Below are 15,411 nucleotides of genomic sequence, written 5' to 3'. Positions count from 1 at the left end.
CCATGTAGTAGGTAAAGCGAGCTCCAAAAGGAGCATTCTTCCCTCTATATTCGGCATCGCCCTGACTACCTACTCTACTCGCCTCTTTGTACCAATAAGCATCCTTTATTGGAAATAAGGTAGCCTCGGCAGTCATTACAGAAGCATCAAAATTTCGTAATGGTGTAATATCATCTAGAATAAAGAAACCTCTACCAAATGATGCTGCTACCAAATCATTTTCACGTCTTTGTATAGTAATATCTCTAAACGAAATGGTAGGTACTCCGCCACTCAACTTTACCCAATTTGCACCAGCATTATAGGTGAAATAAATGCCATATTCTGTAGCAGCAAACATTAGATTTTTATCAATATGATCTTGTACTAAACGCCATACTAACAAGGTTTCTGGAAGGTCTCCATTAATCATAGACCAACTCTTACCTTTATCACTACTTTTTAAGATATAAGGCTTGTAATCTCCATACTTATGATTATCAACCGCTGCATAAACAACATTAGCATCATATAAATCTGCTCTTACATCATTTACAAAAGGCACATGACCTAGTCCTTTGATAGAATTTAAACTGAATTTTCTCCAAGTGGCACCACCATCTTCTGTAGTTTGAATAATTCCATCGTCAGTTCCAGCATAAATTAGGCCTTCTTGTTTTGGTGACTCAGCTAATGATGTTATGGTATTGTAATTAGACATCGCGTACACATCCCAAGCATTATCCCAACTTTGTTGTTTACCATAGTAAGGAATCGTCATACGATCTTGGTTAAGCGTTAAATCCTCAGAAATTGGTGTCCAATCATCACCTCTATTCTCTGATTTCCAAACACGCTGCGATGCAAAATATAGTCGCTTTGGATTATGAGGACTAACTAAAATTGGTGCATCCCAATTAAAACGTTCAAATGGATCTCCTTCCCTAGCCTGTGGTTGAATAAATACGGTTTCTTTGGTGGTTTGATCGATTCTCCATAAAGCTCCTTGTTGAAATTCGCCATAAGTAATGTTGGGATTTCCAGGCTCAATAGCAGATTGATGACCGTCTGCTCCCAAGGTTTTCCACCAGTCTGAATTGGCTATTCCATCAGACCACATCGTATTTGAAGGTCCTCCGTGAGATCCATTGTCTTGTGTACCGCCATAAATTTTATAAAACGGTTCTGAATCGTCTACTGCCAATTTGAAGTATTGGGTAATTGGAAGATTTCTAATGTATTTCCAACTTTTAGTTAAGTCGAAACTTTCGTACAAGCCACCATCTGTTCCAAATAACACATAATTAGGATCAGAAGCTTTAAATGCCATAGCATGACTATCGACATGCTTATTACGTTCGTTCATGGTATAAAACGTTTTACCATGATCGTCTGATATTTGCACATAATTATTCATTAAGAACAATTTACCTTCATGATGTGGTGAAGCGTAAAGTTCTTGGTAGTAGTGTGGTCCTGTACCACCAGATACTGCATCTGATTGTTTTTGCCATGAGGCTCCTCGATTTGACGACATATATACTCCCCCCTTTCTACGATCTAATTCAATTGCCGCATAGATCACATCTGGATTAAATGATGAAATTGCCAAACCAATTTTACCTAAGTTAGAACCAGGAATACCATTAGTTAACTTTGTCCATGTGTTACCACCATCTGTACTTTTATGTATTCCAGATCCAGGTCCACCTCCTAAATAACCAGCAACAGTCCGTTGACGTTGCCACGTGGCAGCATATAAAACATCAGAATTTCTTGGGTCAATCACTAAATCGGTAGCGCCAACCCATTCATCATCACCAAGTGTTCTGGTCCATGTGGCTCCACCATCTTCAGTTTTGTAAACACCACGTTCACCACCAGAACTCCATAAAGGACCTTGCGATACAACCCAAATGGTATTAGAATCTTCTGGATGTACAACAACCTTTGAAATATGTTCAGATGCCTTTAAGCCCATATTTTTCCACGAACTACCATCATCATGACTTACATAAACTCCATCTCCAAAGGCGACGTGGCGTCCTCCAACATTTTCACCTGTTCCTACCCAAATAGTATGCGGATTTCTAGCATCTATAGCAACTGCTCCTATTGAATACGATTTTTGACTATCGAATATAGGTTGCCATGTCGTACCAGAATTTACAGTTTTCCAGACACCACCAGATCCAACAGCGACATACCAAACGTTTTCGTTGTGTGGATGGATAGCAATATCTGCAATTCGACCCGAGGTAAAAGCAGGTCCTATATTTCGTAACGAAAGACCACTAAAGGTTTTACTTTCAACTTCTTGAGCAGATAGACTAAACAGACTAAACACTGAAAGCAAAACAGAAAGCGATAAAAGTTTAATGCGTGATTTCATAGCTAAGTTTAAATTTAATTAATAGATGTTTTATTTATTGTTTTAATTCATGGACTAAATTTTGAAGCATATCGCAACCTTTTTGCAACTGCTCTTTAGAAATAAATTCATTAGGACGATGAGCCTGCGCTATAGATCCTGGTCCGCAAATAACAGATTCAAAGCCTTCATTGGCGTATTGGCCAACTTCAGATGCAAATGCTACAGTTGTCGTGGTATCATCCCCACAGATGGTTTTTATAAAATCTACAACGTCATCCTCATCCTTAGTATCTAAATGTGGTACTGGTGGATGATTCTCAATATTCTTTATTTCAAACTCTGGAAATATTCGTCGTAATGCTGCTTCACGCGCTCTACAGTAGGCTTTATATTCAGAAACAACTGTATCTACACTATCCATAGGAATAGTACGTAAATCCCAGTAAAAATGGGCTTTGTCTGCTATAACGTTTGGTGCAATACCACCTTGCATCATTCCTACATGGATCGTAGAATGTGGTGGTTCAAAACGCGCATCGAAACGTTCTTCTGATATAAATTGATCCATTCTATTTTCTAACCATTGCATTAAGCGCATACTTTCATGGATGGCACTCACCTCTTGTTTTATACGGCTACTATGACCTGCTGAGCCATTAACATAGGTTTCCATAATATAAATGCCTTTTTGGCCAACAATAGGCTTTAATAAAGACGGTTCTCCTATAATAGCATATTTTGGTGTTTCCTTATAAAAACTATTAAAGGTTTTAGCTAATGCTGGTCCTTGTAAGCAACCAATTTCTTCATCATACGTAAACCCAAAATATATCGGTCGTTTTAAATTAGCCTTAACCATTTCTGGTAAAACCGCTAAACAACAGGCTAAAAAGCCCTTCATATCACAAGCTCCACGCGCATAAAGTTTTCCATCTCCTTTATCTACCAATTGAAAAGGATTGGTGTCCCATTCTTGTCCTTCTACAGGTACAACATCCGTGTGACCAGATAAGATGACACCATTATCTACTTCTGGTCCTATTCTGCAATGTAAATTAGCCTTGGTCTTTTCGTCGTTATATAGCAAGTTTACTGGGATATCGTATGATTCGATATAATCTGCAATCCAATGGATAATTTCTAAGTTACTTTCCCCACCAAGCACAGGAAATGCTACTAATTTTCTAAGAATATCTTCTACATTCATGTTAACTGTAATTGGTCGCTACCGCAATAATTAGCGCCGAAAAAGAAAATACGAGTAAAGTTAAAAATACCGGAAATATAAAGCGTATCCAACGATCTATTGGCACACGACACATACTCAACATGGCAATAAGTCCACCTAAGGTTGGATTTACTAAATTAGAAAGTCCATCACCTATTTGAAACGCTAATATTGAAGTTTGTTGAGTGAGTCCCAAGGATTGCCCTAACGGCAACATGACTGGTAAGGTAGCCAAAGCTTGCCCACTACCAGATGGAATAAAAAAATTAATAACTGATTGTGACAAAGACATGCCAATAGCTGAAGCATATAGTGGCAAATCTTGTAATAAATTAGCTAATTCGTATGAAATAGTATCTCCAATATTACCCATTTCCATAAGGATTTTAATGGTTGAGGCGAAGCCAACCATAAACGCACCTGGTGCAGCCATACTTACCGCATTCAATAAGGCATTACTCATCGCTGTAGCACTCATTCTATTTATGACACCACAGGCTAAAGCGACTATTAGAAAAATAGCCGATAATTCATTGATAAACCAATTGAAGTTAAACACTCCATAAATTATCATGACCAAGGCTCCAGTAAATACTAAAAGCACCAGCCAATTGCGTAGTGAAATGCTATAGTCTTTTATAGGTTTTGATAAATCTAAATTATTAGTATCAAGCCCTTTACCTAAACTTTTCTCAGGATATGCTTTAATCTTTTTAAAGTACCTGATATTGTAATAGGCCATAAAACTTAATGCCGAAAAACATAGTGCACTTCGCAATAAAGCACCAGAGAAAATCGGTAATTCTGCAATTTTGTGTCCTGTACCGATGGTATATGGATTTATAGGTGAAAGCCCAAATCCAATGGTCATGGCCCCGACGGACATACCCGCCGCCAGAATTAAATCGCCACCCAAGGCAATACTTAATACTGCAGCAATTGGAATTAAAGCAATGTTATTTTCATAACCCACAGACACGCCTAAAAAACCATACACAAATGTCATAATAACGATGATGCTGTATTTTCGTTTCTTACCTAGTTTTTTAACTAAGGTGCCTATGGAATTTTCAATGGCATTAGAGGTCTCCATAAAATAAAACATTATAGCACCTGCGAAAACAATAAAAATAACTTCTGCTGCTGTCTTAAATCCAAGTGGAATGGCTCTAAACATGTCTAAGAAACTAATCGGTGTGGATGTTATGGTTTTGTAAGATCCAGGAACCACTGCATTTCTCCCTTCAAGTAACACACGTTCGTAAGTGCCAGCAGGAATGATGTACGTTAATCCTGTAACAACAAGGATAATTACAAACAATAAAGTTATTGCATGCGGTATATGATCAAGGAAGCTTCTTTTATGGTTGGATTTTATCATTAAATTCAGTCATATAAATCAATAACCAGCTGCCTGACCATCTTTACGACTTTCAGAGGCTCCATGGTATACTTTGTTTTTAGCATTCCAGAGTATGGCTTGGTAACCTCCATATACTCCCCTTGCGGTTCCTACACGATGTCCTAGACCCATAAGGCCTCTAATAGTCTCATACGAAATTCCAGATTCAGTTCTTAAAGTTCCAGTTGATGTCGTAATTGCTCCCAACGGGCTAGCTTCACCGGTATGATCCCATCGTGGCGCATCGCCTGCTTCTTGTAAATTCATACCAAAATCTATTAAATTCATGACAATTTGAGTGTGTCCCATAGGTTGAAAGTCGCCACCCATAACACCAAAACTTACAAATGGTTGTCCATCCTTAGTAATGAATGCAGGTATTATAGTATGGAAGGGACGCTTGCCAGGTTCATAAGTATTTGCTTGACCTCGCTTTAGACTAAACAACTCACCTCTATCTTGTAACATGAACCCGAGTTTTGGTGGTACCATTGCAGAACCCATTCCTCTGTAATTGCTTTGTATTAACGAAATCATGTTTCCTTCTTTATCAGCGACAGTCATATAAATAGTTTCGCCTGCTGAAATCTCACCTGCAGAATACCTGCCCGCACGTTTACCTATTAGCTTACGTCTATTAATGGCATATTCTTCTGACAGTAGTTCTTCTACTGGTACGTCAAAGAAATCCATATCGGCGTAATATTTTGCTCTATCTTCAAACGCCAGCTTTTTAGCCTCGGTGAACAAGTGTAAGTGTTCAGTACTACCAAATTCGATATTAGAAAAATCATAACCTTTTAATATCTGTAACATTTGTAAAGCAGCTATACCTTGGCCATTTGGTGGTAATTCCCATACATCATAACCCCGATAATTAATGGATACTGGTTCTACCCATTCCGATTTATGATTTGCGAGATCTTTAGCAGAAAGAAAACCCCCTTGTTCTTTTATAAAGTCACTAATTATTTTAGCTATTTTACCCTTGTAAAAGGCATCACGTCCATCTTGAGCAATCAATTTGTAGGTATTTGCCAAATAGGGATTTTTGTAGATTTCACCTTCATTTGGAAGCTTTCCATTGTTTTGATTAATATAAGTATCCTCGATGTTTGGATAACCTTGATCCTTGTAATAAGGCACGCTTCGTTGTAAATACCAAGCAATAAGCTCAGTTAATGGAAAGCCTTTTTCAGCATAATCTATTGCTGGCTCAAGAATTTCAGTCATTGGTTTGGATCCAAATTTTTTGTGCAATTCGAACCACCCATCTACCGCTCCAGGAACACTCACGGGTAGCGGTCCTAATGACGGTATTTTAGTAATTCCCTTTTCTTCGAAATACTCTAAAGTTAAGCTTTTTGGAGAACGACCGCTTGCATTTAATCCATATAATTTCTGAGTTTTAGAGTCCCAAACAATAGCAAATAAATCGCCTCCAATACCACATCCTGTTGGTTCCATTAGACCAAGTGCTGCATTAGCTGCAATAGCAGCATCAATAGCATTTCCGCCACTTTTTAATATATCAAGTCCAATTTGGGTTGCTAAAGGATGACTGGTTGCGACCATTCCATTTTGTCCTAGTACCTCTGATCTTGTTGCAAAAGATTTACCTGTAATTCTGTCCTGTGCTTGTAGGTTTAAAGAAACGACAATTGCTGCGATTAAAACAATAGTAGAAACGAATAATTTGTTGATTTTCATGATCAATTTTTTAAATCTCTTTTTTAATCCTCATCTCCTTCAACATATTCCAAACCTTGATGGATTCCTTTTTCTAAGGCTGGTACTCCACCATCCATCCAAACCGGTTTAGGATCTCCTTTTAAATAATGATCAAAGAATTGCGCCATACGAATATTAAAATCTATGCGGTTTTGCCATTTTAATGGCCAGTGTGGCTCATCATTGTAGTTTAAGAACCATGATGGCTTACCTAAACGTCTTAAACTCACAAAAAACTCAATACCTTGATACCATGGCACATGACCATCGGCGTCATTATGCATTATCAGTAATGGTGTATTGATCTTATCGATATTAAATATTGGTGAATTCTCAATATAACGCTGAGGGTATTCCCAAGGAGTCCCTCCTATTCTACTCTGTGTGTGTTCGTATTGGAACTGACGACTCAATCCTGTCCACCATCTAATACCGCCATAAGCACTTATCATATTAGCCACAGGTGCTCCTGATTCAGCAGCTTTAAAGATATCGGTTTTGGTGACTAAATATGCTATCTGATAGCCTCCCCAACTATGGCCTTGTACTCCAATATTATCCTTGTCTATAAACCCTTGTTCAATAAGCATTGTAATACCTGGAATTACACAATTAAAAGCACTTTCACCAGGATATCCATCTCTGTAGTAAACATCTGGATTAAAGATCACATAGCCTCTACTCGCATAAAATGGATAGTTAATGGTACTGCGTCCATAACTTGGGGCACGATGACGATACAAACCATCTGAACTTTTTTCGTAGAAGTTCACGATCATCGGGTATTTTTTGTTAGGATCAAAATTCTCTGGTTTAATAAGCATGCCACGCAGTGGCTTACCATCAAGAGACGTCCACTCTACCATTTCTGCCGTTCCCCAATTGTAATCACTTTGCTGTGGATTTGCATCTGTGATTTGCTTTGGTGATTTAAAGCTTGTTGTTGTAGACCAAAGATTAGGGAAATCTGTAAACGATTGTCTTGTAAACAATAAACGGTTCTTTTTATCATCCTGGGCCATCCAAAAAATTTCATAAGAAAATGGTCCTTCAATAAGTTCCTTTTTGGTTTTTCTTTTTGGATCGTAACTCGCTGCACCACCATACTTATTATTTTCATTAAAGGTGCTCAGCATCCAAGCTTCACTATTAGAAATACTGCGCTCTTCTCTATCTAATCTTATATAACGATAACGTGTTTGTGAGGCTCTTCCATTTGTAAGATTTTCTGAAGTACCTGTATCAGGATCAAAAGCCCAAATATCATAACGGTCATAGATTAAGAATTTGGCATCATCTTCGGTCCATCCTGCTGAACCATAACTGTACGGATCATCTGGATAGTCATGTAACTCGTTGTAGAATTGACGTCCTTTGGTTAAAGCGGTATACTTTAAGGTCTTTAAGTTATAGGTGAACCATGTGCTATCTTTTCTACTGTAGCCATACATATAATTGCCTTTTGGACTTATAGAACTGCCACCATACACTTTAGTTGCAATAGCACTACGCTCACCAGTATTTAAATTTACACGTTGCATGTCCATTGGCCGCTGAGCGGTCCATTGGCTTTGTAATAAATAGGGTGTTTGGTTACCAACAACGGCATAGTCACTATTTCCTTCATCTCCAGTACGAGACAAATCATATGACGTATCTGCAACCTGAATCATTTTATTTTTTGAGAAATCGTACAAACTTAAATAAGACTTCTTCTTATCGTCATTTACATCCAATTCTTGCACTGTGTACAATCGTGGTTCATCATAAGTCCATACTTCTACATTCACAATTTCTTCTTTGAGAAGGGTTGTATCTTGCACTATGGGTTGCGTGCGTAATCCAAAGAATAGGCGATTCTCATTTTCTGAAAAGCGTAATCTGGCATCTTTAGAAACTAACATATCAGTGCCATTAGTTTCAGAATCTACAATCATTTTAGCGCTGTCATCGCCCAAATTCCAAGCATATAGTTTAGGCATTTTAATTAGACTTTTAGTAGAGTCTGCATCGACCACAAAACCAACACGCGTTCCAGAATCTGAAATACCAAGCTGTGGATACTTTGTTTTGTGATGGCTAGATAATAGAGGGGTTTTAGTAGCTTTATCTACATTATAATGGTAAACACCACCACCAAGACTATCTACTTCACCTGAGGTCGCATAAACTAAATGACGTCCTTCTTTTGCTATAGCATAGTTGTGTACATATTTTAGAGTGTCTTCTACTCCACTTTCTAAATTTTGAATGACCAAATGATAACCATTGTCTTTTGAAACCTTCTTAACTTTCTTTTTAGCCTTTTTAATGGTGTCTTTCTTCTTAGTTTGAGCAGTATCCTTTTTAGATTTGGACTTATCTTTTTTAGCTGGCTTTGGTGTGTCTAGCATATAAGTCACCACACCAGACCATTTTTCTGGTATTCTGTAAGACTTTATTCTTGGAATCTTTTTATAGGTATTATTTGTGATGTCGTAAATGATCAAAGTATCTTTTGGCATATCCTTTTTCTTAACCTTTTTACGTTTCATCTCAAGGATACTGTCTTTATAAGCATTAGCTGAAAGTACAACGTATTTAGAATCGAATGTAAAACGACCACCTTTACTTCTTGGATAAGCCATTACCTTTTCTCCAGAGGTTTTTAGTAATGTGAGTGTTTGGTCTTTTTCCTCTGGACCAATACTGTAGAGTACATGGTCTCCAGAATTAGAAATATTAACATTACGTATTCTATTCCACAGACCCTTGTCGTCATGTTCCATAACTTTTTTTTGCGCTGATACATTTCCAGCTAAAAGTAACAACCCAATAAATGCTAAAATTCTCATAGATAATTGATTTTGATGATGTTTTGAAACCGTAATACTGAAAAAACTATAAATTGCGATATACTCTAATCGAACATTTATAGTATAATCAGCCAGGATTTTTGGTGAGTTCTAATTCTCTTGATGAAGATACTAATAATGTTGCTTTTCGTTTAATAATTTATAAAGGATAATATTTTTCTCTTTAGGTTGTAATTGGTTTTTCAAATATTTCCATGCATAACCACAATTCTAAAAAATATGTTTCAACATTCGTTTCAAATACTCTTATTTACTTTGTTTATTTTTGAACTAATATATTTGTATTTTCGCAACACAGTTGCAATAAAACTCAAATATAATGTTTAAAAAAATCATAGTGCTCTCAGTTTTGGGATTTTTTGTTTCTTGTAATCATATTCCGGAAGAAAATCGGACGTTGAATGTTTCTCAGCATGATGAAGTTGCTGTGTTTAGTATACCGAAAGCTGCATGTAAAAAATGTCAGACGGTAATTGAAGATGGCCTGAAGAACCAAAATGGTGTGAAACAAACAATTTTAAACCTTCATACTAAAGAAGTTTCGATTGTGTATCAACCTGAGGTGATTTCTGAAAGTGTAATAAAGGAAAAAGTGACAAAACTTGAGGGTGAAATTCCTTGTAAATAAACTATTATGAAGTATAAAGTCCTTTGTGTTCTATTTGTTTGGCTTTCTTTAGTCAGTTTTAGCAAGGCTAATCATCCACTTAAGCTTACCGCATCGGAAATTAGATATAATGACAAAAACAATCATATTAGTATGGAATGTAAAGTCTTTGTTGATGATTTTGGTCCAGCTGTTAATAGTACTATCATGAAAAAAATATTAGATAGTAATTTATCTGAGAATGATAAATTAGCTATTGAAAATTACTTTGCCATTAATTTTAGAATTTATATCAACGATAAGCTAATTCAGCTAAAAATTGATGATTACACAGTAAAATCCAATGTGTTGAATATTGAATTCGCTAAACAGTCAATAATCCTAAAAAAGGGAGATAAGTTGGTGATAGAAAATAATCTCCTTTTTGAAGAATTTGGACCTGTTCAATCCAATTGGGTAACCTTACGGTTGCCACCTTTCGTATCTAATAGTAGTTTTGAGAGCAAGTTAGAACGGTATTCTTATACAAAAATCCTTTAATTATATATATTGATGAGTAACTACGGAAACTTTTTTGCAAGTGGATGGGAACATATTGTAGATATAAATGCATATGACCATTTGCTGTTTGTTATGACTTTATGCGCTGCCTTTACCCTGAAGCAATGGAAACAAGTATTAATTATTATTACAGCATTTACAATTGGTCATAGTGGTACTTTGATATTAAGTTCTTTGGATATAATTCCAACCAATCCAGAGCTCATAGATTTGTTAATTCCATTTACCATTATGCTGACAGCAGTAGCCAATATTGTCAATTATAGAAAGGAAGGAAAATTTTCAAGTACTCAAGTTAAATATGCTATTGCATTAGTATTTGGTTTAATTCATGGTCTGGCTTTTGCAAGTAATTTTAAATTCATGCTTTTTGAGGATAGTATCCTAATGCCTCTTTTCTTATTTAATCTAGGTATTGAAGTTGGGCAGCTGTTTATTGTACTTCTTTTTATGATCGCATTATGGTTTTATACTAAAGTTATTAAGGGCGAACATATGAAATGGAATATCTTTATTTCTGGGGCTGGCTTTGGTATTGCTGCAACAATTTTCTTAAACGCTTTAAATAGCTAGACACTTTTTAGCTGTCATCTAAAGAATCGTCGTCATGATCATGAACCTGATGTCTTGTGAGATATCTGCTAACATAAACAAAGACTACAAAAGCAATGCTTATTAAGCATAGGATATAGAAAACTGTATCTTGCGTTATTATTAGAGCATGCTTAGTCCACATCATTTAGAACGTTTGTAAATGATTCCACATAGAATGAAAGTGCTAGTAATAATCATAAGGTGTCTTAAAATATGTTGTTCATCTAACGCTGGTTATAAAATATTACAGTTTTGAAACGTCACATCAAGTGTAGCTACTAAAGGCATAAATGAGATCAGTATTTTTGGAAATAAAAAGCTTTTAGCAAAGTGCATGGTAAACTTACATATGAAACACGAGCCAAACAATAGTCCCTAATAGCCAGTTACTGCTAACCAATGGCTTTATCACGGATTAGTAGCTAAACTACAGTAGCCTTTTAAATAGGCTTCATTTTTTGCATAATTTCCTAAACTATTTTCTTCAATATCTGTAATTTATAATATCCGATTTGAAGGTCTATAAAGATACGAAATAATGTGATGAAATAATCTAAAAGAAACAAAACTCTGTCCAAATGTGAATAGATTATTATTAATTAAATCGCCCTGAAATTTGTGTAATCATGAATTATATGAGTTATAATCCAATCCTTCTCTGAGTAAGGCTCTCATAAGGACACTATTATCATCTAATGGTCGTGCAATATTCTTATCACAATCAAACTTTGGACTAAATTCTTGTAAGTTTCCAAAGTTAAGATCTATAAGGATTCTAGTAATTGCATAATAAGAGTAAATTCCAATCCGCAGAGATTTTAATTATAGATCTATTGATACCGATGATAAAATCATTACTGAACCTATTGATTACTTTAATAATAATTAAGATGTTACAGGTTTTGGTTTGGTAATGTATCCCATGTGTCGATTTTTTAAAGTACAAAAAAGCCCCGAATATAAATTCAGAGCTTTGCGGTTATTACTGTATTTAGATCACTTTATCGGTTCACTATGGTTTGACAATACAATATCTTTTTCAGCAATGAGTAGCCCGTCTTTTGCCGTTGTGTTTAAGATTCTGCCCTCACCTCCTTTTTTAACTAAACGCTTACGGCAACGTTTTGTTAGTAAAGGATCACTGTCAAATAGTAAAGAGGCTAACTGTACTTCTTCTTTAGATGTTTCTTTAATAATTGGAAATATTTGAGACATTTGATTGTAACGTCTGTCGTTACCTGGGACAAATGTGTAGAAGGTATACTTACCATCTGCACCTGTCTTGACCCAACTTCTGTGGAACACATAACGCTCGTCTCCAGATTTTCTTAAGTCAAAGTCACCATTTTCGTCTGGTTGTTCGATGAAGATAATCACATCCTTAGCAGGTGTTACTCCATCACTTTGGTAAACCGTGCCTGTGAGTTTTAATTTGTTGACCATAGATCTAAAATCTGGTATAGTATCAGTATTACTAAGTTGATCCTCTGCTCTATCATAGATTGGACTTTCTTGAGCCCATATATGGTTGTTATAACTTAATACAATTAACAAACAAAACGCTGTAAAAAGACTTTTCATGAGATTTTAAGATTTGAGTTCTAGATCAAATTTCTGCTAAAAATCTCAAGAGACCTTAAATATTACATCAAGGTCATTTTTTTGCGATAAACAGAAATAAATTACAAAATTTGACGATGAACTACGAGCAATTTTCTAGAAGAAATGACTGGAATTTTAACATTTTAAATTTAAAAAAGCATTAAAATTTGCTAAAATATCACTCAAAAGTCAGTGAAAATTTGATAAAATGTAAATAAGTATTTCGTCGGTAAAAAATGCATTTTACCTAGTAAATATGCACTTTATCCAAGAAATTTGCATTTAAAATGTTAAAAAAAATCAAAGAAAAACACTAAAAGTTGTTGTTTTTAGTGTAAAATTCTATAGATTTGTCACCGTTGGTCCAAATCAAAACTATAAACATGAAAACAAAATTTATTTTATTTACTGCAATCTTTTTCCTGATGATGGGTTTAGGACATGCTCAAAAAAGTGACTCATCAAAAAGTAAAAAAGATCAGTCATTAAGTATAATTAGCGGTAAAGTAAATATCGCTAAGTACCACAGTCGTGAACAACTTGATGAAATGTCTAAAGGACAATTACTAACCTTATACATAGAGCGCATTGAAGTTATAGTTAATATTTTACCAAATATTGCATTTGCCACTAAACCAGGAGTAACAATGGCATCCTTAGGAATTCCTGAAACAAAAGACAATAAAAAGGCTTTAAAGGAAAATAAAGAAGCTTCAGATAGTTATTTTGAAAGTACAGTAGAATTTCAAACCAAGATTCTACCATATTCAGACACTAATGATTTGATTGCTGCGATTCTTTTTTACGAATCCACTTTAAAAGCCTTGCATACATACAACGAGTTTAAAGAATAACCAATAACCAAACTTTAAATTTTCATTTTTAAAACCTCGGCAAATATGTCGAGGTTTTTTTTTGAATGGTTATTGATTATAGTTTAAACAGTAGGTCTTCTATTTTGTGTTTTGACTAAATAAAATATGCATATAATGTAAGATAAATATTACATTATAGAATAAAAATGTGCATTTTATCGATAAATTATTGTATTTCATAGGTTTTATTACTATATTTGATGATATTATAAAAAACCCCAAAATCTAACAAACGAATTTAACAACTATGAAAAATTTTATTCAAACCGCACTTATTTTTCTATTGGTGTTAAGCAACAGTTTTGCACAACAAGAAAAAGGAATTATTGGTTATGATAATTGGCTAAGTTATTGGACAGAATTTAAACCAAGCAATGCAGATTATGGCGAACCAACTCAAATCCTGAGTGGTAATATAACCAAGGATACCAAATTACTGAAGAGAGATGTGTATTTGTTACTCGGTGACGTTTTTGTAAAAGATAGTGCTACGTTAACAATAGAACCTGGAACTGTTATTATTGGTGATTTTGATTCTAAGGCATCCTTGATTATTACAGGTGGTTCTAAAATTATAGCAAGCGGAACTCAAACTGATCCTATTGTTTTTACGTCAAGTAGAAGTGATAAAAAAGCTGGAGATTGGGGAGGTATTTTTCTTTTAGGAGATGCACCTCTTAATACTTACGGAAAATTAGCCTCTTTAAATTATGGATTAAATCCGTCTTCAACAAAGGATATTGCTTATGGTGGTTTCAATGCTGAGGATAGTTCTGGTATTTTAAAATATGTAAGAATAGAATATGCAGGTAAACGTACTAAATCTCATGGGTATTACAATGCTTTAACTCTTGCTGGTATTGGCAATAAAACCATATTAGAACATGTAATGGTAAGCTACAGTGCAGGTAATTCATACAGTATTCTTGGTGGTTCTGCTATTCTCGAAAAATTAGTGTCTTACAGGGCAAGAAGTAACGATTACGAGTTCAACTTTGGCACACAATGTCAATTAATAAATTCTCTAGCTGTAAGATCACCTTATGTTTCAAGTGCCAATGGTTCTAGAGCTATACTTATAAAGTCCTATGACAATAAGGAAGAATCTGATACTTCAAAACGTGAAACCTATGTAAGTGCTGAGAATTTAACGATTGTAAATGTATCCAACGATATTAAGTCAGACATGGAAATTGGTCTAGTTCAAGAGGCTATTTTTATAGGTTCTGATGCGTCTTTTGCAATTAATAAAAGTGTTATTTCTGGTTTTTATCCAGCTGTTGTTTTAGATGATCAAATCGTATTAAATAATAAAAATCTTGAAAAGATTCAATTTACAAGAACCTATTTTAATAACTGTAAAGGAAACATATACCGTAAAGGCTATACTAATAATGACGATTTAGAAAGCTGGTATGGTAGTAGAGCCTTCAATAATCTATATGCTAAAGGCTCTGATAAGGAAACGTTTATTGATGCCACTAGCACTAGAGAACCTGATTATAGATTGCAGGTAAATAGAATTATCGCCTCTAACGATTTCATTGACGATGATAATGAAGATTAAAAATTTCTAACGATCTCTAGCTTATAGATAAGACAA

At 35.1% G+C, this 15,411-nt stretch carries 11 protein-coding genes; 5 read left to right on the top strand and 6 right to left on the bottom strand.

Annotated features, from left to right (window positions below; translation table 11 throughout):
* The 5 genes from HRU49_RS00610 to HRU49_RS00590 all read right to left on the bottom strand — a co-directional run.
* The coding region (locus HRU49_RS00610) for a glycosyl hydrolase (RefSeq protein WP_296353078.1) at window positions 1-2,371 on the bottom strand (2,371 nt) is incomplete at its 3' end.
* Window positions 2,372-2,405: 34 nt separating this feature from the next.
* On the bottom strand, window positions 2,406-3,560 hold the full coding sequence (gene argE, locus HRU49_RS00605; protein ID WP_296353076.1) for an acetylornithine deacetylase: 1,155 nt from the start codon (window positions 3,558-3,560) through the stop codon (window positions 2,406-2,408).
* A 1-nt stretch (window position 3,561) separates the two neighbouring features.
* Window positions 3,562-4,962 (bottom strand): TIGR00366 family protein, encoded by a 1,401-nt coding sequence (locus tag HRU49_RS00600; protein ID WP_296353075.1) that lies wholly within the window; start codon window positions 4,960-4,962, stop codon window positions 3,562-3,564.
* An 18-nt stretch (window positions 4,963-4,980) separates the two neighbouring features.
* On the bottom strand, window positions 4,981-6,693 hold the full coding sequence (gene ggt, locus HRU49_RS00595) for a gamma-glutamyltransferase (protein WP_296353073.1): 1,713 nt from the start codon (window positions 6,691-6,693) through the stop codon (window positions 4,981-4,983).
* A gap of 23 nt (window positions 6,694-6,716) precedes the next feature.
* A complete protein-coding gene (locus HRU49_RS00590) occupies window positions 6,717-9,548 on the bottom strand; it encodes a prolyl oligopeptidase family serine peptidase (protein ID WP_296353071.1) in 2,832 nt (943 codons plus the stop codon).
* 340 nt (window positions 9,549-9,888) lie between these two features.
* On the opposite strand from HRU49_RS00590, the gene HRU49_RS00585 reads away from it, so the two are divergent.
* The 3 genes from HRU49_RS00585 to HRU49_RS00575 are packed head-to-tail and all read left to right on the top strand — an operon-like array spanning window position 9,889 to window position 11,310.
* A complete protein-coding gene (locus HRU49_RS00585; RefSeq protein WP_296353069.1) occupies window positions 9,889-10,197 on the top strand; it encodes a cation transporter in 309 nt (102 codons plus the stop codon).
* 6 nt (window positions 10,198-10,203) lie between these two features.
* Window positions 10,204-10,716 (top strand): DUF6702 family protein, encoded by a 513-nt coding sequence (locus tag HRU49_RS00580; RefSeq protein ID WP_296353066.1) that lies wholly within the window; start codon window positions 10,204-10,206, stop codon window positions 10,714-10,716.
* Window positions 10,717-10,728: 12 nt separating this feature from the next.
* Entirely contained in the window at window positions 10,729-11,310 is a 582-nt protein-coding gene (locus HRU49_RS00575; protein ID WP_296353063.1) for a HupE/UreJ family protein, read from the top strand.
* Between the two features lie 1,017 nt (window positions 11,311-12,327).
* Here the strand turns inward: HRU49_RS00575 and HRU49_RS00570 are convergent.
* Entirely contained in the window at window positions 12,328-12,912 is a 585-nt protein-coding gene (locus HRU49_RS00570) for a hypothetical protein (protein WP_296353061.1), read from the bottom strand.
* A gap of 404 nt (window positions 12,913-13,316) precedes the next feature.
* Between HRU49_RS00570 and HRU49_RS00565 the strand changes: the two genes are divergently transcribed.
* Window positions 13,317-13,787, top strand: a complete 471-nt coding sequence (locus tag HRU49_RS00565) for a hypothetical protein (RefSeq protein WP_296353059.1) — start codon at window positions 13,317-13,319, stop codon at window positions 13,785-13,787.
* A gap of 268 nt (window positions 13,788-14,055) precedes the next feature.
* Window positions 14,056-15,375, top strand: coding sequence for a hypothetical protein (locus HRU49_RS00560; protein ID WP_296353056.1), 1,320 nt, complete (start codon window positions 14,056-14,058; stop codon window positions 15,373-15,375).
* The last annotated feature ends 36 nt before the right edge of the window (window positions 15,376-15,411 follow it).

The sequence above is a fragment of the Winogradskyella sp. genome, assembly GCF_013213975.1.
Lineage (GTDB): Bacteria > Bacteroidota > Bacteroidia > Flavobacteriales > Flavobacteriaceae > Winogradskyella.
This window is presented reverse-complemented; position numbering and strand designations above follow the sequence as displayed.

What these genes read in the sequence shown, in the direction of transcription:
- argE (WP_296353076.1), bottom strand. Translation starts at nt 3,560, where the DNA reads ATGAATGTAGAAGATATTCTTAGAAAATTAGTAGCATTTCCTGTGCTT.
- HRU49_RS00600 (WP_296353075.1), bottom strand. Translation starts at nt 4,962, where the DNA reads ATGATAAAATCCAACCATAAAAGAAGCTTCCTTGATCATATACCGCAT.
- ggt (WP_296353073.1), bottom strand. Translation starts at nt 6,693, where the DNA reads ATGAAAATCAACAAATTATTCGTTTCTACTATTGTTTTAATCGCAGCA.
- HRU49_RS00590 (WP_296353071.1), bottom strand. Translation starts at nt 9,548, where the DNA reads ATGAGAATTTTAGCATTTATTGGGTTGTTACTTTTAGCTGGAAATGTA.
- HRU49_RS00585 (WP_296353069.1), top strand. Translation starts at nt 9,889, where the DNA reads ATGTTTAAAAAAATCATAGTGCTCTCAGTTTTGGGATTTTTTGTTTCT.
- HRU49_RS00580 (WP_296353066.1), top strand. Translation starts at nt 10,204, where the DNA reads ATGAAGTATAAAGTCCTTTGTGTTCTATTTGTTTGGCTTTCTTTAGTC.
- HRU49_RS00575 (WP_296353063.1), top strand. Translation starts at nt 10,729, where the DNA reads ATGAGTAACTACGGAAACTTTTTTGCAAGTGGATGGGAACATATTGTA.
- HRU49_RS00570 (WP_296353061.1), bottom strand. Translation starts at nt 12,912, where the DNA reads ATGAAAAGTCTTTTTACAGCGTTTTGTTTGTTAATTGTATTAAGTTAT.
- HRU49_RS00565 (WP_296353059.1), top strand. Translation starts at nt 13,317, where the DNA reads ATGAAAACAAAATTTATTTTATTTACTGCAATCTTTTTCCTGATGATG.
- HRU49_RS00560 (WP_296353056.1), top strand. Translation starts at nt 14,056, where the DNA reads ATGAAAAATTTTATTCAAACCGCACTTATTTTTCTATTGGTGTTAAGC.